20 protein-coding genes are annotated in these 24,139 nt (G+C 44.3%); 4 read left to right on the plus strand and 16 right to left on the minus strand.

Annotated elements, in window-relative coordinates; all coding sequences use genetic code 11:
* Positions 1-177 precede the first annotated feature (177 nt).
* Complete coding sequence (locus R7H07_RS19805) at positions 178-1,077, minus strand: LysR family transcriptional regulator (protein ID WP_005375112.1); 900 nt, start codon at positions 1,075-1,077, stop codon at positions 178-180.
* Between the two features lie 162 nt (positions 1,078-1,239).
* On the opposite strand from R7H07_RS19805, the gene R7H07_RS19810 reads away from it, so the two are divergent.
* Both R7H07_RS19810 and lldD read left to right on the plus strand, forming a co-directional pair.
* Positions 1,240-2,931 (plus strand): L-lactate permease, encoded by a 1,692-nt coding sequence (locus tag R7H07_RS19810; RefSeq protein WP_005375111.1) that lies wholly within the window; start codon positions 1,240-1,242, stop codon positions 2,929-2,931.
* 315 nt (positions 2,932-3,246) lie between these two features.
* Positions 3,247-4,386 carry an FMN-dependent L-lactate dehydrogenase LldD gene (lldD, locus tag R7H07_RS19815; protein ID WP_005383962.1) on the plus strand — a complete coding sequence of 380 codons (1,140 nt, stop codon included), beginning with the start codon at positions 3,247-3,249 and terminating at the stop codon, positions 4,384-4,386.
* Positions 4,387-4,476: 90 nt separating this feature from the next.
* Here the strand turns inward: lldD and R7H07_RS19820 are convergent, their stop codons facing one another.
* Positions 4,477-4,824, minus strand: a complete 348-nt coding sequence (locus R7H07_RS19820) for a helix-turn-helix domain-containing protein (RefSeq protein WP_005375109.1) — start codon at positions 4,822-4,824, stop codon at positions 4,477-4,479.
* Between the two features lie 301 nt (positions 4,825-5,125).
* Here R7H07_RS19820 and R7H07_RS19825 point away from each other — a divergent pair, with 301 nt between their 5' ends.
* A complete protein-coding gene (locus R7H07_RS19825; RefSeq protein ID WP_042521658.1) occupies positions 5,126-6,229 on the plus strand; it encodes a mechanosensitive ion channel family protein in 1,104 nt (367 codons plus the stop codon).
* Positions 6,230-6,301: 72 nt separating this feature from the next.
* Here R7H07_RS19825 and R7H07_RS19830 read toward each other — a convergent pair whose 3' ends face one another.
* The 11 genes from R7H07_RS19830 to R7H07_RS19880 form a co-directional block, all read right to left on the minus strand.
* Complete coding sequence (locus R7H07_RS19830) at positions 6,302-7,021, minus strand: carbonic anhydrase (protein ID WP_042521660.1); 720 nt, start codon at positions 7,019-7,021, stop codon at positions 6,302-6,304.
* 141 nt (positions 7,022-7,162) lie between these two features.
* The gene (locus tag R7H07_RS19835) at positions 7,163-8,131 is read right to left on the minus strand and encodes a spore coat U domain-containing protein (protein ID WP_206959458.1); all 969 of its coding nucleotides are present in this window, start codon (positions 8,129-8,131) and stop codon (positions 7,163-7,165) included.
* Positions 8,128-10,554, minus strand: a complete 2,427-nt coding sequence (locus R7H07_RS19840) for a fimbria/pilus outer membrane usher protein (protein WP_373920864.1) — start codon at positions 10,552-10,554, stop codon at positions 8,128-8,130. Before R7H07_RS19840 ends, R7H07_RS19835 begins: the two co-directional genes overlap by 4 nt.
* The gene (locus R7H07_RS19845; RefSeq protein WP_206959460.1) at positions 10,554-11,309 is read right to left on the minus strand and encodes a molecular chaperone; all 756 of its coding nucleotides are present in this window, start codon (positions 11,307-11,309) and stop codon (positions 10,554-10,556) included. The genes R7H07_RS19840 and R7H07_RS19845 overlap by 1 nt, the downstream gene beginning before the upstream one ends.
* Before the next feature lie 20 nt (positions 11,310-11,329).
* Positions 11,330-11,827: a spore coat U domain-containing protein gene (locus R7H07_RS19850; protein WP_017820521.1), complete on the minus strand. Its 498-nt coding sequence runs from the start codon at positions 11,825-11,827 to the stop codon at positions 11,330-11,332.
* 39 nt (positions 11,828-11,866) lie between these two features.
* Complete coding sequence (locus R7H07_RS19855) at positions 11,867-12,412, minus strand: spore coat U domain-containing protein (protein ID WP_005375099.1); 546 nt, start codon at positions 12,410-12,412, stop codon at positions 11,867-11,869.
* A gap of 388 nt (positions 12,413-12,800) precedes the next feature.
* Positions 12,801-13,832, minus strand: coding sequence for an L-threonine 3-dehydrogenase (gene tdh / locus R7H07_RS19860; protein WP_005383983.1), 1,032 nt, complete (start codon positions 13,830-13,832; stop codon positions 12,801-12,803).
* Between the two features lie 44 nt (positions 13,833-13,876).
* Positions 13,877-15,070 (minus strand): glycine C-acetyltransferase, encoded by a 1,194-nt coding sequence (locus R7H07_RS19865; RefSeq protein WP_005375095.1) that lies wholly within the window; start codon positions 15,068-15,070, stop codon positions 13,877-13,879.
* A 212-nt stretch (positions 15,071-15,282) separates the two neighbouring features.
* The gene (locus R7H07_RS19870) at positions 15,283-17,613 is read right to left on the minus strand and encodes a putative bifunctional diguanylate cyclase/phosphodiesterase (protein ID WP_206959462.1); all 2,331 of its coding nucleotides are present in this window, start codon (positions 17,611-17,613) and stop codon (positions 15,283-15,285) included.
* Positions 17,610-18,542, minus strand: coding sequence for a transporter substrate-binding domain-containing protein (locus R7H07_RS19875; protein ID WP_042521667.1), 933 nt, complete (start codon positions 18,540-18,542; stop codon positions 17,610-17,612). Before R7H07_RS19875 ends, R7H07_RS19870 begins: the two co-directional genes overlap by 4 nt.
* Positions 18,543-18,604: 62 nt before the next feature.
* On the minus strand, positions 18,605-20,014 hold the full coding sequence (locus R7H07_RS19880; protein ID WP_206959464.1) for an aminotransferase class V-fold PLP-dependent enzyme: 1,410 nt from the start codon (positions 20,012-20,014) through the stop codon (positions 18,605-18,607).
* A gap of 541 nt (positions 20,015-20,555) precedes the next feature.
* Between R7H07_RS19880 and R7H07_RS19885 the strand changes: the two genes are divergently transcribed.
* Positions 20,556-21,071: a superoxide dismutase family protein gene (locus tag R7H07_RS19885; protein ID WP_104976434.1), complete on the plus strand. Its 516-nt coding sequence runs from the start codon at positions 20,556-20,558 to the stop codon at positions 21,069-21,071.
* A 27-nt stretch (positions 21,072-21,098) separates the two neighbouring features.
* Here R7H07_RS19885 and R7H07_RS19890 read toward each other — a convergent pair whose 3' ends face one another.
* The 3 genes from R7H07_RS19890 to R7H07_RS19900 form a co-directional block, all read right to left on the minus strand.
* A complete protein-coding gene (locus R7H07_RS19890; protein WP_205391359.1) occupies positions 21,099-22,472 on the minus strand; it encodes a sensor histidine kinase in 1,374 nt (457 codons plus the stop codon).
* Positions 22,473-22,562: 90 nt separating this feature from the next.
* Entirely contained in the window at positions 22,563-23,294 is a 732-nt protein-coding gene (locus tag R7H07_RS19895; RefSeq protein WP_206959466.1) for a response regulator transcription factor, read from the minus strand.
* A 146-nt stretch (positions 23,295-23,440) separates the two neighbouring features.
* Positions 23,441-24,136: a spondin domain-containing protein gene (locus R7H07_RS19900; RefSeq protein ID WP_005443001.1), complete on the minus strand. Its 696-nt coding sequence runs from the start codon at positions 24,134-24,136 to the stop codon at positions 23,441-23,443.
* Positions 24,137-24,139: the final 3 nt, after the last annotated feature.

A 24,139-nucleotide genomic window follows, 5' to 3' on the forward strand; every position in this document is an offset into this window, starting at 1 on the left:
GTCGTGACCAAAATAAGTGTCCACGACAGAATCTTTACGTGTTTTTGGGTAATGCATAACGTCCGTGTTACTCCGTTGTTTTTATTAAGTTGTTTATCTTCAATCGTTTTATTGCGGTGATTACCTTAGAGCACCCAATTTTGATTTCAACGACATTGTTTTAAATCTATGAAGAACCTAGAAATAATGAGATATCGTTAAGTATCGGTCACGAATGTGCTCAATAAGCAACTTCACTTTGTTCGGTGGTTGACGAGTAAACGGATACACCGCGTAGATACCCAACTTTTTACCTACTAATTCAGGAAAAATATCCACCAGTTGACCGTTACGAATATCGTGATACACCAAGCAGCGCGGGACGTAAGCAATACCATGGCCGCCCAGAGCGGCTTTACGTAATGCGGTCGCGTTATCAGTAGAAAAGCAGCCCGATACTTTGACGATGTAATTGCCATCTTCTCCTTTAAACTCCCAATCCGTTGCACCTGTGGTTTGGTAAGCGTATTGCAGACAATTGTGCGTGGTGAGATCAATCGGCTCGATCGGTTTCCCATTTTTCGCAATATAAGAAGGTGACGCGCATACCACCCATTGGGAATCGAGAATATGTCGTGCGATCAAACTAGAGTCGGCTAGGTAGCCAGTTCGAATGACTAAATCGTAACCATCAGCCACTAAATCGACAAAGCGATTATCCAATGACATATCCACGGTCAGACCCGGATGAAGGTTACAAAACTCGGCAACAGCATCAGCAAGTATCAAATCTCCAGAGATACACGGCACGGACATTTTTATATGACCGCTCACATTCTCTCCAAAGCCTGCAACAGCATCCATAGCCTCCTGAGTGGCCTGCTTCACATTTTTAGCACTGTGGAGTAACACCTTACCTGCCTCGGTCAAGGTTAATTTGCGCGTTGTTCGATATAATAGCTGAGCCCCTATTTCTTCCTCCAACCTCGCCATTCTTTTGCTAACTACCGAATTTGTAAGGTTATTTGCCTCTGCAACCTTACTAAAGCTGCCAAGTTCGATTACTTGAGAAAATAGGATTAAGTCGTCTGCTCTCATACCATTATGTCACTTTTGGAATTAATTATTTTCATTATTTCCCTATATCAACAAAAAATAAAGGAGTAAATTCACGCCAAATTAACAAAACCATTACAACAAAAAGTCACCTCTACAGCGGATTGACACCGTTCGAGAAGTCAGCGTACGAAGGATGTACAAATGAGTGAAACCCTACTTGCCCTAGTGGCATTTTCGCCAATTGTTGTTGCCGCCATCTTATTGGTTGGTCTCAACTGGCCTGCTAAAAAAGCCATGCCTGTTGCGTTCGGTCTAACCGTCGCTATCGCACTTATGTTTTGGGATATGTCAGCCAATCGCGTACTGGCTTCCGTATTCCAAGGACTGGGCATTACTGTCTCTGTTCTATGGATCGTGTTTGGTGCCATCTTCTTGCTCAACACTTTAAAACACACTGGAGCGATCACCACAATCCGTAATGGATTTACCGATATTTCGGCTGACCGCCGTGTACAAGCCATCATCATTGCTTGGTGCTTTGGCTCGTTCATTGAAGGCGCATCTGGGTTCGGTACCCCGGCAGCAATCGCTGCACCACTGCTGGTTGCAATCGGCTTCCCTGCGCTAGCCGCTGTCCTAATGGGCATGATGATTCAGTCTACGCCTGTTTCATTCGGCGCGGTAGGCACGCCTATCATCGTAGGTGTAAACAAAGGTTTAGACACGCATAACATCAGTGAGTCGTTGGCCGCACAAGGTGCAACGTGGGAAATGTACCTGCAAGATATCACAGCGCACGTTGCTGTCATTCACGCAGTCGTAGGTACGATGATCCCAGTATTAATGGCGATGATGTTAACACGTTTTTTCGGCAAGAACAGAAGCTGGAGTGAAGGCCTGGATATTCTACCATTTGCGCTATTCGCTGGTGTCTCTTTCACCGTTCCATACGCGTTAACCGGCGTATTCTTGGGCGCAGAGTTTCCTTCACTTATCGGTGGTTTGGTTGGTCTGTCTATCGTTGTTACCGCAGCGAAAAAAGGCTTTTTAGTACCAAAGACTAAGTGGGATTTCGAAAGCGAAGACAAATGGCCTGCAGAGTGGTTAGGTTCGCTAAAAGTCGATCTAAACGACAATCCGGGCAAGCCAATGAGCATCGTAAAAGCTTGGGTTCCATATGTAATGCTGGCAGTTATTCTCGTCGCAAGCCGCGTAAGCCCTGAGCTGAAAGGCTTTGTACAAAGCGTAAGTTTGTCGTTCAGCAACATTCTTGGTGAGACTGGCGTTAGCGCTGCGATTCAGCCGTTATACCTTCCTGGTGGCATTCTGGTGTTTGTCGCACTACTTGCTGCAATGTTACAAAGCGGTAGTGTAAAGCCATTGCGTGAAGCGTTTGGCGAGTCAAGCAAAACACTGATTGGGGCGGGTTTTGTCTTGGTGTTTACCATTCCGATGGTTCGTATCTTTATAAACTCAGGCATCAACGGTGCTGACCTAGCAAGTATGCCCGTCACAACCGCAAACTTCGCCTCTGACCTTGTTGGTTCTGCGTTCCCAGCGCTGAGTGCCACCGTTGGTGCACTGGGTGCGTTCATCGCTGGCTCAAACACGGTATCAAATATGATGTTCAGCCAGTTCCAATTCGAAGTGGCACAAACGTTGTCTATTTCGAGTGTGATTGTTGTATCACTCCAAGCCGTCGGTGCTGCCGCAGGTAACATGATTGCGATTCACAACGTTGTTGCCGCATCAGCCACGGTAGGTTTGCTTGGTCGAGAAGGCGCAACATTGCGTAAGACGATTATCCCTACGTTCTACTACATTGTAATGACAGGCATTATTGGATTGGTGCTGATTTATGGCTTCCAAATGACAGATGTCTTAATGAAGTAACGCGAAATGCAGGGTTTACAGCCCTGCCTAATTTGACACAGCTGTCTGCACTACTACCCCGACATGTTGATTTAGCTTGCTACATCAATTCCCCCGACAGCTGTGTCACCCTTTCCAGTTTGCATAACTGATTGAGTGATTTAATAAAATTTTTCAACCAATTATGTAAATGGGTTACCAACATCACCGATTCAAACGTAAGTGAACCATAGGTAACTATACTCATTTTGATGTCTTCACTGCTTTGCGATGAAGACTCAACGAAAGAGCAAATTGCTCCACAACTTTGCTTAGAATAACCGCTAGGACACCATTATGATTATCTCAGCTTCTACTGACTACCGCGCTGCCGCGAAAGCCAAGCTTCCCCCGTTTCTATTCCATTATATTGATGGCGGCTCTTACGACGAACGCACGCTGAAGCGTAATACTGACGATTTAGGTGATGTCGCTCTTCGCCAACGCGTCCTACGCGATATGACAGATTTGAGCCTCGAAACCGAGATCTTCGGTGAGAAACTGGCAATGCCAATCGCGCTAGCTCCTGTTGGTCTAACTGGTATGTACGCGCGCCGAGGCGAGGTGCAAGCAGCAAAAGCAGCCGAGAAAAAAGGCATCCCATTTACTATGTCGACTGTTTCGGTTTGTCCGATTGAAGAAGTCGCACCTGCAATTGAACGTCCAATGTGGTTCCAGCTTTACGTGCTTAAAGACCGTGGCTTTATGAAAAACGTACTTGAGCGTGCAAAAGCAGCAGGCGTAACAACGCTGGTGTTTACCGTTGATATGCCAGTTCCTGGCGCACGTTACCGTGACATGCACTCAGGTATGAGTGGCCCTAACGCGGCCATGCGTCGTGTATTCCAGGCGATGCGCCACCCAAGCTGGGCGCTGGATGTGGGTCTACTTGGTAAACCGCACGACTTAGGTAACATCTCAACTTATCGTGGCGAACCAACAAAGCTAGAAGATTACATCGGCTGGTTAGGCGCAAACTTCGACCCTTCTATCTCCTGGAAAGATCTTGAGTGGATTCGTGATTTTTGGGATGGCCCAATGGTTATCAAAGGCATTCTAGATGAAGAAGACGCGAAAGATGCGGTACGTTTCGGCGCAGATGGCATTGTGGTATCTAACCATGGTGGCCGTCAGTTAGATGGCGTACTTTCAAGTGCTAAAGCACTGCCAAGCATTGCGGATGCGGTAAAAGGTGATCTTAAGATCTTCGTAGACTCTGGTATTCGTACTGGTCTTGATGTCGTTCGTATGCTCGCACTTGGTGCAGACTGTACGCTTCTTGGCCGTTCATTTGTGTACGCATTGGCAGCACAAGGCGGAGCAGGCGTTGAAAATCTACTGGATCTGTACGATAAAGAAATGCGTGTAGCAATGACGCTGACTGGCGCTAAGTCTATCGCGGATCTTTCACGCGATTCGCTAGTGAAAATCCCATAATCTTTGCAATCGAGCAAAACAGAAACGAAAAAACGAGCCAACAGTGGCTCGTTTTTTATTGCTCTTCAACCCGATAATTTGACGAGCAAGCTAGCTAACTTGGTGAACGTACTCGATCACGACTTGGTTTCCGTCGATAAACACGTTACTGATATCGCCATCCACCGTCACACGATTTTGTAAATAAACGGTACCAGATGCAGATAGGTCACGCTCCGTCAAAGACGGAATCACCTGACCAGGACGTACATGTAGCTGCTCGCATAGCTGTTTTACAAAACCTAGCGTCAGTGGAGAATTACCACGTAACAAGCCAGAAAACTCGTGTAGACTCAAACCAAGGCGCTTCGCCATTTCCATTTGAGTGATGTGCATTTTGGCTTTTTGTGACATCCAGATGTCGTAGAGCGCGTTTCGATCCAGCTCTGTAAATTCCATATCTGCCTCCGCTAATTCAAGAGCCAATACACTCTCACACTTACTTAAGATAAATGTTAGCGATAAGTCAGAGAAGTTATAATTGATCGTCCAAATATCAACCCTCAATCATTGTTAGCATACCTCTGAACATGCATGAAGCGGTCGCTCAACAGAACATTGAGGTGACTATCTTGTCATCGGAAGGAAAAGTCCATCTCGGACGGTTTAGACATAAGTAAATGATTTAAAGGAAATCACTGGGGTGAAGGAGTAATATCTGCTACCTTTCCTTCCATGGTTCACTAGAAATAAGTTACATATGCCACAGTGGTTTACCGAATTACAAAGCTACATTGAAACGTCTCATCAAAATTGGAGTGGGAGCGTCCTTTTCATTACGCTCGCTAGCTTTATAGCTTGGATAGCTTGGCGGCTGATCCGCTCTCGCCTCGCTGCGCTCGTAGAGAAAACGCCCTTCCACTGGGATGACATGTTGCTTGATGCGCTAAAAGCACCAGTCAGTACACTCATTTGGTGTTGGCCAGCAAGCGTCTCTATCGGCATCATATTAGAGAGCGAGCTCAACGATAAAATAAACTGGTTGAGTACGCTGAAACTGATTTTAATCATCAGCATCTTCGTATGGACCGTTATGCGGCTCATTACCAATGTTGAAGAGCATGTTCTCGAACAAAAGAACCGAGATGAAACAACAGTACAAGCGATAGCTAAGGTCGCGCGCCTGTTCTTTATTACCGTCGGAATTCTAACCGTAATGCAGGCATTTGGTCTGTCACTATCGGGCCTACTTACCTTCGGTGGTGTTGGTGGTTTGATCGTCGGTTTAGCGGCGAAGGATTTGCTGTCTAACTTTTTTGGAGGTCTTATGATCTACTTCGATCGTCCATTTAAAGTTGGCGATTGGATCCGTTCTCCAGACCGACAAATAGAGGGGACGGTAGAACGCATTGGCTGGCGTATGACCATTATCCGAACTTTCGATAAGCGTCCACTGTATGTGCCAAACTCAGTGTTTAGCAGCATTGTCGTAGAAAACCCATCTCGCATGCTGAACCGACGTATCTACGAAAAAATTGGACTTCGTTACGACGATGCTGAAAAAATGCCGCAAATTATCACCGCGGTAAAAGAAATGCTGAAAAATCACAAAGACATTGATGCACGCCAAACACTTATCGTCAACTTCGATACATTCGGTCCATCATCATTGCACTTCTTTATCTATACCTTTACTAAAACCGTGAATTGGGTGAGATACCATGAGGTTAAGCAGGACATACTGCTTAAGGTAATCAACATCATTAAAGAACACGATGCAGATATCGCGTTCCCTACTCAGACGCTTAAGCTTGATCCTATACAAATGGTAAAAGCGGAAGAGCAAGAAGATCACGGCTTCTAGTTCTCACCAATACCCAAATAATCAAGCCCGCTGTGTTTAAGCGGGCTTTTTATTTTTCTTCGCATGAAGTGGTTATTGTTGCGTTAACACCATACGTGCATTCAGCGGTTGGATTGGGCGATTGTTTTTCCCCATTACTTCCGAAAAAGATTTTATCTGCTCAGGAGAAATAGTTTGTGCTTCTTTCATCACGAACCAACGTACACCTTCAGAGCATGGCGGTGTCGTTAGTGAGCCGTTAAAGCGGTAGTAGTCTTTATCACTTGGGATAAGGGCATCAGCATCAAATGGAACCTTGATGGTAACATCTTGATCTTTAGTTGGAATGTTAGCTAGCATCTTAGCTAGATCTGGGTTCGCGTCACCCAGTTTAAAGAACACCGCGACAACAGCTAGATGACCTACTTTGTCGGCATGCACAAAGTGTGCTTCTAGAGGGTATTCTTTACCGTCCACATGGTTTTCAGATGGCGTATGGAAGTGGAACTGTTTCAACGTAAACTCTTTACCATCAATGGTGAGTGTGTTTTTACCTTCTAAACCAGTCTGTAAAGTGTGACCGTTGTTCAGCAGTGAAATTGCCTTACCTTCGTAGTCGAAATTCAATTTTTCTAGCTTCGCTTCGGTCGCCGATTCAATGTTGATTGGGCTCTGGTTTTGACCTTTTGCGCACTCAGATGCAAACTCACCCCAATGAGCTGGCCCATGGTTTCCCTCGTAGCCCCAGCTTGCTGCATAAGCTGTTCCTGTAAATACCAGTGCCAAACCTAATGTTGTTAGTGACTTCTTCATCATTTTCCTTATTTCTGAAAGTTAAATTCCGTGAGAATAAAGCCATACTAATCTCACAAAATTAAGCAGTGACAGAGTGAAAACTATGATTACAAAAGATTTTTGGAATAGAAGCCTCTAATGATGTAATTGACATGATGCTCAAAATTGAACGTCAACGATTATTGAGTCGGTGTAAGTACCTGCAGGAGGGGTCGTTTGGCTGGTTAGTATCTGCGCGCGATAATTATAATTCTGTGGAGTGATACCATCAGGAATGGAGCCGCCAGTATCGACGTCACCGTGTTCACGACGTTCAGAACTGGTTCCTCCCCAGCGCTCCATCGTTGATGACTTATAGATTTCATACTCCAAATAGTGACCACTAGAAATCATTCGCCGCTGACCGCCGGACGCATTTAGGCCGTCATTCAAGCCAATGGAGAAGGAACTATTCTTGGTACAAGTTAACGATATAACCTGACTGACCGGTTCAAAACCAGCCACTAATGGGGACGAACCAAAATCAATATCTGGCGCTGTGATCATACAATCAGGGGTCACTTCTAACTCAACCGTAATCACGCTTTGAGCGCTGCCATTGGTGCGGCCAATGCATACCCCTAGAACCCCGATACCCTTACAGTAATCCCAAATCCAGGATACGGTGATTTGGTCTTTATAAGTCCCAGCGGAAAGATTACTACCCACTCCCGTCCGAGCATAGAGCGGAAACTCGGCTTGAGTGCCAAACAACCCGAGTAAATCGAGTAACCCGATTTCAAAAAAATTGTAAGTTTGGCCGAATACATACTCTTGTGAAAGACCTGGATCGCCAAAAATCTGATAGCTGAGCTCCGAACTCGGATCATCCTCATTTAATAGCAAACCATTATTTATACTGTTAAACCTTGCTGATACGTAGTCGCCACTTAACAAAGACACAAGTGTAGAAAAGTCACACGTAATCCCCGCATGAGGCTGAGCTGAGCTTTGCTGCTGAGAGCTTGAAACAGTAAACGAAGAAACATTGCCAAACAAGATTAAAGGTGTTGCCGCCGTGAGCTGACAAGCCATTGTCGAGCACGAGAAAAAGAGAAGTAGGCTAGCAAACCAGCTGCGCAAAATCATAGTGCGGTCTCTTCTTCGGCTTTGATACAAACCTGCTCAGGCAATGTTTGTATTTTTTGACTGTCACGCTGATACAACCCCTCAATAAACACTTTACATGGCGGCTGTCCTTGAGGATAAAACTGAATATAGCGGCCTGGGTCAACGCCTTCAAAGTACGTAAAACCATCCCAACCAATTTGGCTTGTTAAGCCCGTTTCTGAGCGGCCATATGTACCAATCGGAAGGAACAAATGATTTTCGTCTACCACCGTCATGCTCAGTGCAATTTGTAGCTCTATTGGGAACTCTAACAGGTAGCCGTAGCCCGAATGTATCGAAGCAAACTGCTCTGTTGCAGAAAACGCAGCATTGGCAGGTAAATTAAGTGGATCGATTTCATATTTGGCGGTGTAATACGCCGTAGCCCAAGGAACAAGTAGGTAACCTTCATCGTCTGTCACTCCGACAATTTGATTTTCATATTTAACCGGAATACCTTCAAAACCACTGGTGCTCACCACAGCGAAGCTGTCATACACTTCATTCGCCGGGAATATTTCTCCATCCAACGTAGAGACCGAACCTGCCATTTCCGCAAAATAATCATAGTCGCCACTGGTGCCATTTAACCCCGCTCTGAACTGCGCCCATGACGCACGGTAGGTCAAATCAGCCTGTTTACGGTTTTCTGGGTGTTCGTTAATATCATGCGCTAAATTGACGCCCCACCCACCTCGTATTGGCGCAAGGCGGCTGTAACCCACTCGCCCTCGCACATCGCCATCGTCCTCTCTTTTCAGCGTTAGCCCCGAACTTCCCCCCAAAGAACTGAAAGGTAGAGAGAATTGCGCCAACGTAACACTCTGACCACCAATACTATGATTGTAAGAAAGGGACATATTGATATTAAAAGGCAGAGCGTAGCTATAAGTGAGATTTAGGGTACGTGAATCTGAGTCGGATTGTTGAATATCAAAGTACCCACCAGAAAGTGAGCCCCAATCTCCCAAACGGACTCCCATATTGATTTGTGATAGATTGCGCGACGCGAGTGAAGCGTCTTTGCCTTCATCGAGCATTTCGTAATTTGGTAAATGAGATAAGGTATAAAAGTCGGCTTGTTCTACTTGAGTTCGAGCAGCGAAGCTAAACAGCCGAGACTGATAACTATAACCTAGCGCATATGAGGTAGATTGATCCTGAAAATTACTCACACGAAACGAGGCATCCACCGTACCTAAATTGAAAGCATTGGTGACAAAGCCCAGCCCCGCAACGATCAGGTCATCTTTTGCTTCAGCTTGAGCTTCTAATGTTAACCAATCAGTCATGCCATGACGCAGAGCGGTAACCACGCCACCGTCTCCATAGTCGTTAGATGCATTACCGAAATTTTCTCTGATCGCACCAATACTCGCACTGTAAGAGGTAAATCCGGTCTTCAGTAGATCGGAAGAGAGAAAAAATGGGCTGGTCATGACCGTTTGCTTACCTTGAGCATCCGTTGCAATTACCGTTGCTTCCCCAGCACCAGAGAGCATTGGAATATCGTTAATAATGAAAGGACCGGGCCCAACATTCATTGAGTCAGTTTTAAAGCCATTGATAAACAAATCTAACGTAGTGGGCGCTGTGACCTCACCGTAAAATGCAGGTAACGGCGTCGTCACGACATCCGGACGCATAGAGAAATCATGTGACAACTGAATACCCGCCAGTCTTACTGGTTGGCTCCAAGATAAAGGGCGAACAATATAGTCCCCTACCTCCATACGAATTCGCTTCTCTTGATTGACGTACTCGTAACTCGTATCAAAACGAGTGTACTGGCTGCTTTGCTGGGACTGAACATCGCGATGAAAGTTAGATTTAAATATCCCAGTAGTAGAAAAAACGCCAAACTCAGAAAAGGCTCTGACTTCATGATTTATAGAAACCTCCTTTTGTCGGCTTTCGTTCTCGTACACACCAAATACGTTGTAGTTAAGCAGGCCACCACGCCCAAACTGAGCCGGGGAAAATCGCCCCATATCCTGCGCTGATAAGCTCTGCATCGGTAACCAATTAGGCGGTACGTCAATTGCAAGTTGCAATGACGATTGCAAGTAACGCACGTTAACACCTGGGATAGACGTAACCTCAAGTCTCTCTTCGGTTCCAGGCAACGACTTGGCGGTAACCCCAACTGAAATGAGGTCCTCCCGGAGCAAAAAGAACTGATCGCCAACTCGCTCAACTTTCGCAACAAGCCCTGTTGCTCTTTGATTGATCACCAACTCCAGATTGAGGCTGATATTCTCAAACTTTTCTAAAGAGAAATTTTCAGGACTCGGTAGCTCAGAGAAGTGGTTTGCTGAATTTGCACAAAGACCAATACTGCTCCACGTTACGCTAAGTAATACCAACCAAAAGAAAGCATTCATTGTATTAAATCTATTCATTATTGCTTCAATGGTATTTGGTAACGTTTACCTCCAATATTCGCGCTCAAACTCATAGGTCTGACATTACTATGGGGAATAGACCAAACCTTATACTGTTCAGGAAGAATATAGCCAGCTAGTCCATCGGAAATAACGACAGGATCTTTATTTGGTAGGTTCAATTGTAAATTCACTAAGCGAACATGGTGTTTTCCTGAATATTTAATGTGAACAAAACGCTGATTATTTTTCTTAATAAACTGTGCCTGTAAATCATCCCATAATTCACTGTCACGGTTTGATTTTTGAGTATCAGTCAGCCCTTTCCCGTAAATAAACAAAGGTATCGAGTAACGCATTCGGACTTTTACAGCGAGTTCATTTTCCGTCAATTCTGTTTGAGGGTTTTGAGTTGGCGGTAATTCATCTATGATCACTCGGTATGCATACTCCTTACCCGCAGAGGCCTCATCTTGGTTGATGATGCGGATTAACTGCTTTTCACCTGGTTCAATTTTGACAAACGGAGGGGTTGCAATTAACTGGCTTTGACTTGAATAACTATCTTCTCCTTCGTTTTGTTCCCACTTAAAAATTCTCACCTGTAAATAAGAATCAACACTGCCTTTATTTACCATCCAAAGTGATGTTGCATTACTCTCCTCTGATATTTTGGGGTAAATCGGCCAAATTAATAATGAGTTAGCGTTGGCATTTGAGAAAAAAACAAAAAGGAAGGTTATTAATAATAGTTTTTTGAGTATGAATTCCATTTCACCCCTCCAAAGTTCACTTACCACTCTAATGTCAGCGTAAGCGTATCCATATAAATTCCAGCCATTTCATTCCCATTTATTGTCGCCTTTGCCCAGATAGGAAACTGAATATTATCTGGGTCTTGGTCAGTATCGACGGAATATTGCGTGTCAATATCAAGCACCTGCGTATAATTTAGATCCTGAAACAAAAAGTAATCTACCGTTGTCGCTTCTTCACTGTGCTTTAGCTTACGTACACCATCCGATGCATTCATCCCGCCATTTACGGAAACATTCATCGTAATACCCGGAGTACAACTTAATGTGAGTGATGAACTGTAAGTGATGCTGCCTTGTACTTCCGTCGCGTAAACTGAAGAATGCTCACCAAAATCTAACGTGCCTATTTGCCCGGCTTGGGTTGCGCTTTCTTCTTGTACTGCGCCGTTAATCAAACAACCTGTATCTACGGTGGCAGACACCTGAAAAGTTTGTGTCGCATCAGCCAGCACAGTTAAAGAGCACAAACTCATCGCAACAAGTGAAAAGCCCCTAACAACCAGCGTCACGTTTTACCAGCTTAGCGTCACACTGATGGTATCGGAGTATGTACCGGCAATGCTGCTCGTACCGTAAGCTTTCGCAAAAAGCTCAATAGTTTGCGATGTTGCACTAGTAAATTCAGACAGAGCTACCGTCCCGCCTTGTATAATTTGTGTGCTTCGGTCTGAGTCGGTAAACAACGTATAATCAATAAATTGCGCGCCATTTGACATCGCGTAGGTACCAACGGTCGCACTTGCATCATACAATCCGGTGCCCAATGTAAACGTCGGTGTCACACCGTTACTACAAAGCACTTCAATACCCGTCGCACTACCACCATTTACCACACCATCTTGTTCACTGAAGATTGCAGGCACGTCTCCAAAGGCGAGTGAGCCAAAGCCAACGCCAGAAGCTGCATCTACCGCATTATTTCCATTAATCACACAACCTTGTACAAGGTTAATTGAAACATCAATCGTACCGCTCACTGACGCTCCACTCGCTTGCCAACTAAATGAGGTTAAGAGCAGAGGCATCATCAGATAAAATCTTTTCATATAAAGCTCCATTTTTACATTCCACTGTATATCGGTAACCTTTTTATTAGTTATAGCTCAATTATGAAAAACCAAATGCATATAAAATGTAAAACAATAAAAAGAAGCAGGATAAGGATAAAGACGAACAGCAAATAAAAACATTAAACTTAAAAATTACGCTTTTTAAGCATATGATGCTGAAAAATAACCACTAAAAACAAATGGTTATTATCTTGTTCCAAATACAGAATCGACAATGAGTTAGAAGGTAGGGTGAAGTTGAGTGGAAAAAATCTAAAAAAGTAGCAGAACGACACGAGAAGTTTAGAAAAGATTGGCGACCATTTCTTCCCGAAACAAGAATCTTCATGAAACAAAAATGCGCCCCAAAAAGGAGCGCATTTCTTACTTGAATAAGTTATTCCCAATCAAGAATAACTTTGCCTGACATACCGCTGCGCATTACATCGAAGCCTTCTTGGAAGTCATCAATCTTGTAGTGGTGCGTGATGATTGGCGATAGATCCAGACCAGATTGGATCAGTGAAGCCATCTTGTACCACGTTTCGAACATTTCGCGACCGTAGATACCTTTGATCACCAAGCCTTTGAAGATAACTTGGTTCCAGTCGATACCCATGTCTGACGGTGGAATACCTAGTAGTGCAATGCGACCACCGTGGTTCATTGTGGTTAGCATTGAGTTGAATGCTGCTGGGTTACCAGACATTTCTAGACCAACGTCGAAGCCTTCTGTCATGCCTAGCTCAGCCATTACGTCTTCTAGCTTCTCTTCAGCCACGTTTACTGCGCGTGTTACACCCATCTTACGAGCAAGTTCTAGACGGTATTCGTTCACGTCTGTGATCACTACGTGGCGAGCACCAACGTGTTTAGCAACCGCTGCTGCCATGATACCGATTGGGCCAGCACCTGTGATAAGCACGTCTTCGCCTACTAGGTCGAAAGAAAGTGCTGTGTGTACTGCGTTACCAAACGGGTCAAAGATAGACGCTAGATCGTCAGAGATGCCTTCAGGGATCTTGAACGCGTTGAACGCTGGGATCACTAGGTATTCTGCGAATGCACCTTCGCGGTTAACGCCCACACCAATCGTGTTACGACATAGGTGAGTACGGCCGCCACGACAGTTACGACAATGACCACACGTGATGTGACCTTCGCCAGATACGCGGTCACCGATTTCAAAGCCACGAACTTCCTGACCAATCGCAACCACTTCACCCACGTATTCGTGACCGACAACCATAGGCACTGGAATTGTCTTTTGTGACCATTCGTCCCAATTGTAGATGTGTACGTCTGTACCACAGATAGCGGTTTTCTTAATTTTGATCAGAATGTCGTTATGGCCAACTTCAGGTTTATCAACCTCAGTCATCCAGATGCCTTCTTCAGGCTTTAGCTTTGATAATGCTTTAATTTTCATAATGTAACCTTAATTAAAGGCCCTATTGTCTAAGGCCTAGAATCTTAAATAAGACCCATGTCCTTACCAACTTGGATGAACGCGTCGATTGCACGGTCTAGTTGCTCGCGAGAGTGCGCCGCAGACATTTGAGTACGGATACGTGCTTGACCTTTTGGTACTACAGGGAATGAGAAGCCGATTACGTAGATGCCTTTCTCCAGCGCACGCTCTGCAAATTCTGCTGCTACTTTTGCGTCGCCAAGCATGATTGGGATGATTGCGTGGTCAGCACCACCCATTGTGAAACCCGCGTCTTCCATACGAGTACGGAAGTGTGCTGCGTTTTCCCATAGACGATCACGTAGGTCACCGCTCTCTTCTAGTAGATCTAGAACGCGGATAGAAGCGCTTACGATTGCTGGTGCAACAGAGTTAGAGAATAGGTATGGACGAGAACGCTGACGTAGCCAGTCAATCACTTCCGCTTTACCAGATGTGTAACCGCCTGAAGCGCCGCCCATTGCTTTGCCTAGCGTACCAGTGATGATGTCGATACGGTCAACCACGTTGTGGTGCTCGTGCGTACCTGCACCTGTTTTGCCCATGAAGCCAACAGCGTGAGAGTCATCAACCATCGTCAATGCGCCGTACTTCTCTGCAAGGTCACAGATAGCAGGAAGGTTTGCTACTACGCCGTCCATTGAGAACACGCCGTCCGTTACGATAAGAATGTGGCGAGCACCTGCTTCTTTCGCAGCGATCAGTTGTTGCTCTAGCTCTTCCATGTTGTTGTTTGAGTAACGGAAACGCATCGCTTTACATAGACGAACACCGTCGATGATTGACGCGTGGTTTAGTGCGTCAGAGATGATTGCGTCTTCTTTACCTAGAATCGTTTCAAATAGGCCCGCGTTTGCGTCGAAACATGATGTGTAAAGAATCGTGTCTTCTTTACCTAGGAACTTAGAAAGCTTCTGCTCAAGCTCTTTGTGGATGTCTTGCGTACCACAGATAAAACGTACTGAAGCCATACCAAAGCCGTGCTCGTCCATGCCTGCTTTACCCGCTTCGATAAGTGCCGGGTGATTGGCAAGGCCAAGGTAGTTGTTCGCACAGAAGTTTAGTACTTCTTCACCAGTAGAGATTTTAACAGCCGCTTGCTGTTGAGACGTGATGACACGCTCTGATTTGTAAAGGCCTTCCGCCTTTACTTCTTCGATTTGCTGCTGAATCTGTTGGTAGAATGCAGAAGACATTTGAAATTCCTTCCTAGTTATTTTGGCGAGTATTTACTCGTTTAGAATTAGGCTTAGCCTTTATGTGACGGGCGTCACAGGCTATCACTCATCAATTAATTGTAGTGTAATTCAAGGAAGGAGGAAGGATTATACCTTAAGGTGGAAAAGCATTAATGAATCCTAGGCACAAATTAAATTAATGCTTTTCTATGAGGTTGTTATAAAAGGAATTATAGCCAGGTAGGCTTAGCCAAAAGTGCTTCAAAGTCCTTAGCAGGTAATGGTCGGCTATAGTGGAAACCTTGTCCGAACTCACAGTTTAGGTTTTTCAGGTAATCCACATGACGCTGTTCTTCGATGCCTTCTGCGACGATCTTAAGATCCAGCGCTTTCGCCATTGCTATGATTACGTTGACAAGCTCGCGGTCTGAGTCGTTCTCGAACATATTTTGCATAAAGCTACGATCAATCTTTAAGCGGTCGAACGGAAACTTCTGCAAGTAACTCAGCGCAGAATAACCAGTACCAAAATCATCAATAGTAAGTTTGGTGCCTAACGCTCGTAAGTTATTAAGCATGTCTAATAGCTCAGAATCGTGATTGAAGAGGAGACTTTCTGTCACTTCAATATCGAACTTATCTGACGGAAGACCAGACTCCTCAAGGCTGTGTTTAATAAACGTAAGTAAGCGCTCGCAGTACCTAAATTGAACACTAGAAAAGTTTACAGAAACAAACAACGGAGTCAGACTCTGCCATTGTGCCGCTTGTCGACACGCTTGTTGAATAGCAAACTCACCAATTTGATGAATTAAACCATTTTTCTCTGCAATAGAGATAAACTCTTCAGGGTTTACGAATCCGTACTTGTTATCATTCCAACGCATTAGCGCTTCTGCCCCTACGATTTTACCACTACTCAGCTCAATAATTGGCTGATAATACAGCTCTAATAACTGATTGGAGATCGCACTTCTCAGACGATTTTCCAGATCCAAATAGCGTTGCAAATCTTGGTTCATATTATGGTTATAAAAACAAAAGCCATCACGCCCATCTTGTTTCGCCCGATACATTGCCATATCAGCACATGCAAGGAGCTGCTCAGCGTTGTCTCCGTCATCCGGGAACACAGACATTCCGACGCTACTACTCAAGAAGAATTCATGGTTGTTCCAAACAAACGGATCGTTAAACGCCGAAAGTACACTTGAAGCAACTCGCTTTGCAGTATCATTATCAGGCAAATCAGGGATGACGAGTAAAAACTCATCCCCACCAATTCTCGCCAATAAGTCTGTTTTTCTCGCGACTTGATACAGTCGCTGAGCACTGAGTTTAAGGATTTCATCCCCAACAAAGTGTCCCATTGAATCGTTAATCTGCTTGAAGTGGTCTAAGTCGATGAACATCACCAAAACTTTAGACCCACTACGCGATGCCCTAATTAACTCCAAAGCCAATCGCTCGGAACCATAACTACGATTAGGCAAATTAGTTAATGTGTCATATTTAGCTTGGAAGGCGAGTTCTTTTTCAGACGCTTTTCGACGTTCAATTTCGTTCGTTAATTTTTTATTCTGTTGAGAAAGAATATCTTTACGCTTTTTTTCTTCCTCAAGCTTAATTTTCAATTCAATCCTATTATTGTTCGTGATGAATGCATAACATAAAGCAATGACGATCATAACGGCCAGAATACTCAAACCAATAATAAAGAGCCGTGATGTAAATATATCTCGTTCACTCAAAGGCTCGAACCACGCCATCAATTTAAAGTGATGTTTATCCACAGGCACTTCAAAGTAAATTTTTCCGTCTACAGCCTCAGAAACGAAATAGTTCTCATCCTTATTGTGAGAAGGTATTTTATTTATGGTATCCCATACAACCATTTCCACGTCTTTTATTTTTAGCACCATTCGGCTATAACTATCTTCGTGTTCTTGGTTAGTAAGTTGGTCAATAACAATATTCTTATTAAGATCGGCAATTAAAAAAGCAACAGGCTTTCCGGAGAACTTAACTTGCTTAATGACTTGAATGCGAACGTCATCATTGTATCGCGTCGCACAAACCTCTTCGGGATGCCCGTGTTGAGTCATTAAGGTTTGTATGTCCATTTTGTGCTCGGCAAGGTTTTCAGATCCAGTGGTGACAATGGTGACTCCATCACTGCCTACCAGCGTGAGCTTTTTATAGATTTGGCTACTATTAATTAGCTTACTGTCTATCTTCTCATCGAAGCGACGCTTTAAATTAATTAAACTGGCACCTAACCCATACTCCATTGACATTCCAGAAGCTAAATTACCAAAGAATGTTTGTATTGTTTTATCTGTAGCTAGATTATCAAGATCTTCACTCGCTATGGTAAATAAATTATCGAGTGTGCTTGCATAACTTTTAACTTTTAAATCTAGTTCTCTGTATTGAGATTCTTTTAATTTATTTTGACCTACGCTAGTCACAGTAATAAGCATAGCTAGGTAAATTGAAACTAATATTGCGCTTATTGTAATAAATCTTTTACTGGAAAATTTTTTAACGGCCTTATTCATCGGACTTTCTTTTTATCTTCTATAAAGTAATCGTTATAAAAGTAGTAAATAGATGGATAGTATTTTTTTACTAATTTTTCGTATGAACCGTCTTTTTTTATCGAGTTTAAATAACGATCAAATGCTTTGCGTAATTCAGGGGAATTTTTACGGAATGCAACAGCCATTTTTTGATTTTCAGATATAGGGCCAATGACTTTTATTTCGCCCGGCCATTTTTCGAGGGCAATTAGCGTATCCGCAACATCTAATAATGTGCTTTCCGCATCATTTTTCATTATCGCTGGAACCATCTCATTAAGGAGACGCGCCCCATCAGGTAATATAACTTTTGCACCTGTGTCATATAAGTCATAAAGGTTAGGATCCAAGCAAGAATGTTCTAAAGCTAACACTTCGCGACCATCGATCAGCTGCTTGACGTTTTTAACATCTTCATTGACCGACCCACTTGGTTTAATCGGGCTCAGACTAGAGTCGGATCTGGAAACCAACCATACACCTGAAGGAAAATAATCTTGTGAAAAATCGACAACCTCAGAGCGCCAATCAAGAATAGTAACGCCATTTGCGATCAAGTCGCCTTCAATTGGAACACTTTCTCCGACAACAGCCTGCTTGTTGTGATATTGCACATTTTGCCCTGTCAACTTACCAACCACGTCGCTCCACTGTGCTGGAACATACTGGTACTGAACACCTAACGACTTGGCAAAACCTTTTATTATCTCTACATCCAAGCCAGTCAAAGTTTCCACTTCACCTTGTTCAATATAGGAGACAAAGTTAGCGTACGGGACACCAATGTGACGCAGTACACCGCGTTCACGGATTTGTTGTAAATCGTCTGACCAAGCGGCAGACGACGCAACAGAGGTAACCATGAGCGCCACCGTCGCTAAAGTTCTTTTGAATGTTATGACTGACATAATAATATCCTTACCTTTCACAAAGCGCCCAATAATGGGCGCTTGAGTGATAAACAACGATGTTAGAACGACGAGTAATACAAATTCGTCATCGCCACTACGAGCCCTTCCACATCTTGTTCGTCATGGAACAAATGCGTAGAGATACGCAGCGCGTAAGTATCAAAGTCATCATCCTTATGCAGCTTAAAGCTAGTCGTACGGATGATGTAACCATACTCTTCACGTAAACGATCTCGGAATTCCGTCAGTATCTCTTCATTAGTTACATCGGAGAACGGGTTAACCGTCGTTAAGCCACTGGTTAAGCCTTCCACGTTTGGTGAATACATTTTGGCTTGTGGCAAGTACTCTTGAAGCAAGGTTTTACATAAACTACCAAGGCTTACAACTCGCTCTTCGATACGGTCTCGACCAATCTCATCCCACATTTTGCAACTATCAACTAGTGCTTGTTTCGCAGGATAGTTATCGTTACCAATGTATTGCATTTGCAGCTGTTTACCTAGGTAATCAGCATGAGAAAGTGAGGAGTTGATCAACCATAACGGGTTCTCTCGGTCACTCCAATACTCATTCAAACGGTTACCGTTATCACGAACATACAGAATACCTGTCGCGCCCGGACCACACTGCCACTTATGACCAGATCCTGCATAGAAATCACAATCCATATCGTGGAAATCAAGGTCAAACATACCGACCGTATGCGCGCCATCAACAAGAGTAGGTACACCATACTCTTTTGCTAAAGCACAAATGTCTTTTGCTGGTAGCGCGGTTCCTGTTTTGTATGTGATATGAGAGAAAACAATTAGGCGAACGTTTTGATTCGCATCAAGCGCGTCTCGGAACGCTTGAATGTAATCTTGCTCAGAAACGTTTTCGGTACCAGTAAATACTGGTAGTTGAATTTCTACCACATCCACACCAAAACGATGTTTCGCTACGTTCATAGGTGATGTTGCAGCAATATGTTCATGGTGTGTCGTTAGAATCACATCACCTGGTTCAAAGTGTAAGCCATTAATGATCGAGCATAAGCCATCAGTAGTGTTGCGGCTGAGAATGATCTCTTCTGGGTTAGCACCAAAGCCTGGTGCGACGTCTTTAACCATCTCAGAAACATACGGCCAAGAGCCAAATTTGCCTTTCATATCCCAAGGATATTTAGCCACTAGCTTGTTGTTATGCTCGTAATCTTCAAGAACATGTTTTGGCATTGAACCTGTTGTACCAATGTTCATGTAAGTGGTTCGTTTGTCCAAAACGAACTGTCTTCGCACTTTACGCCAGAAGCGCTTATCATGTTTTCTACCTAGCCCGCGGCTGCTCCAATCAATTTTCTGTTCTCGTGCTTGAGCTACGCCTGAGAAAGCGGAAGCACTCACACCAGCAACAACAGCTCCTGTTGCGCCTTTCAGAAAATTACGGCGGCTGCTATTAGTCTGAATAGATTCCTTGTCTTTCATCTTTTTCAATCCTTGTCGGAAATTAGCCATATTATTAATTTTAAGTGCGTAACTATCTGTTACTAAAACATTATTACCCATTACAATCAGAGTTTAATTTTTTCCTCTGCCATTAAGTGACTTTAGTTCCAATTTTTTATCTTATTTGATGATATAAGCAACAGTTTGACCACAAATCTATAAACAACAATGTTCACATTAATATATTCGTTAATTTGACTATTCTTTATTGCGGACAATTCCACCAAATTCTTTATAAAACAATTATGAGCTTTGTTATAAAGTCATTAAAAATTTAACTTTGCGTTAATTTAAAAATATTCAGGCTATTTTAAGATTGGCGTCTATTCTTTTTATATCTTAACGATCTCAACATGTTAAGACTAAATAAAAGAAAGCTGATTTCGGATCGAGATATCAGTTTAAGACCATAAAGTGATACACATCACTCTATGACATAAACTCACCGCTCAACAGACATAAGTAAAACAGGTTTTCACTAATATGTGCTTGAGCGTACACCCTAAAAGAAGGAGGTCCCATGTTAAAAGGATTGCTATGCATTTCAGTTGCATCCGCTCTTGTCGCCGCCCCTAACGTGCTAGCAAAAACGGTAGAAATGACTGCTCTCAACACCAATGAGAGTGCGGGTACCATTGAGATTTCACAAAGTGATTATGGCGTTGTTTTTACGCCTCAATTATCAGGTTTGTCAGCAGGTGTGCACGGTTTCCATGTTCACACTAATCCATCTTGCGATAGCATAGAAAAGGATGACAAAACCGTATTAGGCGGCGCAGCAGGTGGCCATTATGATCCTAACAACACAGGGAAGCATGGCTATCCTTGGACCGATGACAATCATTTAGGCGACTTGCCTCCACTCTATGTGGACATGGACGGCAATGCCAATCAGCCCGTTGTCGCGCCTCGCCTAAAATTATCGGATTTAAAAGGTCGAGCGTTAATGATCCATGCAGGTGGTGACAATCACTCCGATCACCCAAGTAAGCTAGGTGGTGGCGGCGCTCGCGTCGTATGTGGTGTTATTGAATAAACATTAACTTATGTCTCACACTTCTCTTTAGATTGCGAGAAGTGTGAACTTCTGTTGATATTGAGAGGATGTTGCATTGGTCTCAAGGTAGCTGTGGTGAAGCATTAAGATCGATTGAACAATCTTCGTCCCGATCCCCAAAGAACCGCCCTCCGCTTCTTCCTCGATGTGATTGACGAAGGTAAAGTGGATACGCGACTTATCCTCACTCAAATGCGCTTGGCAATGCACTTCCGAGCCGATTGGGCTGTGGCGCAATGCATTTTCAAGCAGGTTCAATACCAACCGCTCCAATAGCCCCTTGTCACCCACGGTTTGGATTTCACTATCGATATCCACTTTCAACACCACTTCTTTACGAGAAAACTGGCTCTGCATCGTTTCAGCACATTCTGCCATCAACGCTCCCAAATCCACGGGGCGGTACTCGTAGTTTGGCATTGGAGCTTCTTTGCGTGCGGCGTCTAATAGAGAATGCAATTGAGTTGAGAGCTTCTCACAATTTCGGAAAGCGACGTCAATCAAAGGATCGGATTTCGGATGTTGCAAACGCCACGTTTCCAAATAGCCCAGCACGCTCGATAACGGCGTTTTTAAATCATGACTAAGCTGCAACAAGCTTTGACGACGATGAGACGATTGATACTCCAACTGTAAAAACTGCTGCTGAATGTGCTTCGCCATCATCTGATAAGAGTGCGCAATCGGCACAAGCTCTGGCACTTGGTGAGTAAAATCAGGTTGCAGGCGGAAATCATGTTCAGCTTGCTGTTGAAGTTGCTTGGTCACGCGCTCAATCGGATTCAATAGGCTACGTTTGACCAGCACATAAGCTCCAAGAGCAAAGCCTAAAATGGACACTAAGACCAATCCTGCCAGCGCGATATAAGGGGTATCAACTTGAGCATTGGCAATGGCGTCATGTCGGGTACTGCCAATCACCACATAGAGATAACCGACCGTAGAGCCTAATTCCTCTATCGCCGCGACAGAAAAGACTTTGTGTTCACCACGATTACGTGGATCTTCACCCAAAATAGGAAAAGGCTGGTCATTTAAGAATTGCTTAATGGGATTGAGATCCACCTTCCCCATGATCTCCGCCCCTTCCGGCGCTGCATGAGTGGTGATGTTGCCTTGGCTATCGAGGAAGTAGATTTCAAAATCAGGGCCGATCAGCATGAGCGTGTGAAAAATCGACTTAAGTGCTTTAGGGTTGTAATCCGTCCCGATCATCAGCGGATTATCGTCACGCATATGGCTTGCCAGCTCTTTATGCAGGCTTTGCTTAGTGCGTAACTCAATGGTTTCTTTTTGCCAATTGTAAGTCAGTGCAATCACTACCGCCGCGAGGCAGAACCACAAGCTAGTAAATACCACTAAGCGAGATTTGAAGCTCATCCTATCGCCTCCTTAAACAGCGATGTTTTTTCAACACCCGTGATGATTGAAAAATGACGGTGAAAACAACTGCCGACTTACTTTCTTGCATTAGTGTCTTGGCTGAAACTTATATCCAACACCCCAAACAGTTTGAATGAAGTGATGATCAGAGTCGGACAACGACAACTTGCTGCGTAAACGGTTAATGGTGCTACACACAGTGTGGTGATAACCAGAATGACTGGTGTTCCAAACGTGATCGAGCAATTCATCTTTACTGTAGACTCTGCCCGGACGAGTCGCGAGAAACTGCAGCAAAGTAAACTCTGTCGCGGTGAGAGTGACATCTTTATCGTTTAGGGATACTTGGTGCAACTCCGGAATGATTCTCAGCGGACCAAAATCCATCGCATCGTCGAGGACTTCATTTGCTACTTTGACTTCTACGGTTTGGCTGACTCTGCGTAGCACATTTCGCACTCGTGCTTGAAATTCTAATACGCTAAATGGCTTAGTGATGTAGTCATCAACGCCTGCTTCTAAACCGTCAACCTTATCCATTTCACCGTCTCTGGCTGTCAGCATGAGCACTGGGCTCCAATCTTGTTGCTGACGCAAATAATGGCAGATGTCTAGACCATCACCATCTGGCAAACCTCGGTCAAGGATCAATAAATCAAAGGGTTGTTGCTGATATTGCGCTTTAGCATCGGCGACATTTGTGGCTCGCGACACTTGGTGTCCTTGAAACTTGAGATGCATCTGAACCAGTTCTGCCAAATCATCGTCATCTTCCACCAACAAGATGTTCGCGACTAAATTGATTGCCTGTTGTTCCATGGTCCTTTCCTTGCCTTCGAGTATCCTCACTTTGCACATGACCGGAACAAATTAGAAATTCTTTCAAAAAAGGTTCCGATGACGCCATGAGGGATAAAGCGCTCGGCTACAAGCGCTTTGGAAAGGAGACGTCATCGGAGCCTGTGTTACTCGACTCGAGTGATGGTGACTTTCGCACCTGGGTTCAAGAAACGATGGTTCGCAGAAAGTGCTGAGTTTGCTAATCCATCATCTTGACTAACTACCCCCGCATGGAATGCAACAACGTCACTGCTGTCATTACGAGCGGCATTGAAGCCCTCACCGCCACCTGCTGGGCCCGGGATGGTTGCGGCAAGTTCATCGTTTAACTCTGTACCGGAATCCCAAACGTTCATGCTCATTTCATAGCTTTCACCTACTGCGAGCGATTTGAGGGATAGCCCCGTTTCGCCAACAAAAGCATCATTGGTATTTACAAACATAGACGCCACAGACAAGTAACCGTAACGACTAGGGTCAACCGTGATGGTGACTTCGTCCGATGCACCCGGCAACACCAATCCATTACCCGAAATGCCTTGGTAAACACTGTCATTGCTGTTCATCAACTCAATCAGCTCTGCGTTACTACCGCCTTCGGCAAGATGCTCAAGTTCAACAGATGCCGCTTGGCCAATTTCAAACAGTTGGTAGTCACCATTGTGAGTGAGTACCGCGAGCGGAGACATAGGTTGATTCGCAGTCAAGTTCGCCACGTTGACGGTGTAGCGGTACGATTTCACTACGTCATTATCATCATCGCTTGGACAACCGGCGAGCAAGCCGACTGAAGCTGCTACTAGTAAGATTCTGTATTTCATACA

It is taken from the genome of Vibrio sp. Vb1127 (assembly GCF_033338735.1).
Lineage (GTDB): Bacteria > Pseudomonadota > Gammaproteobacteria > Enterobacterales > Vibrionaceae > Vibrio > Vibrio alginolyticus.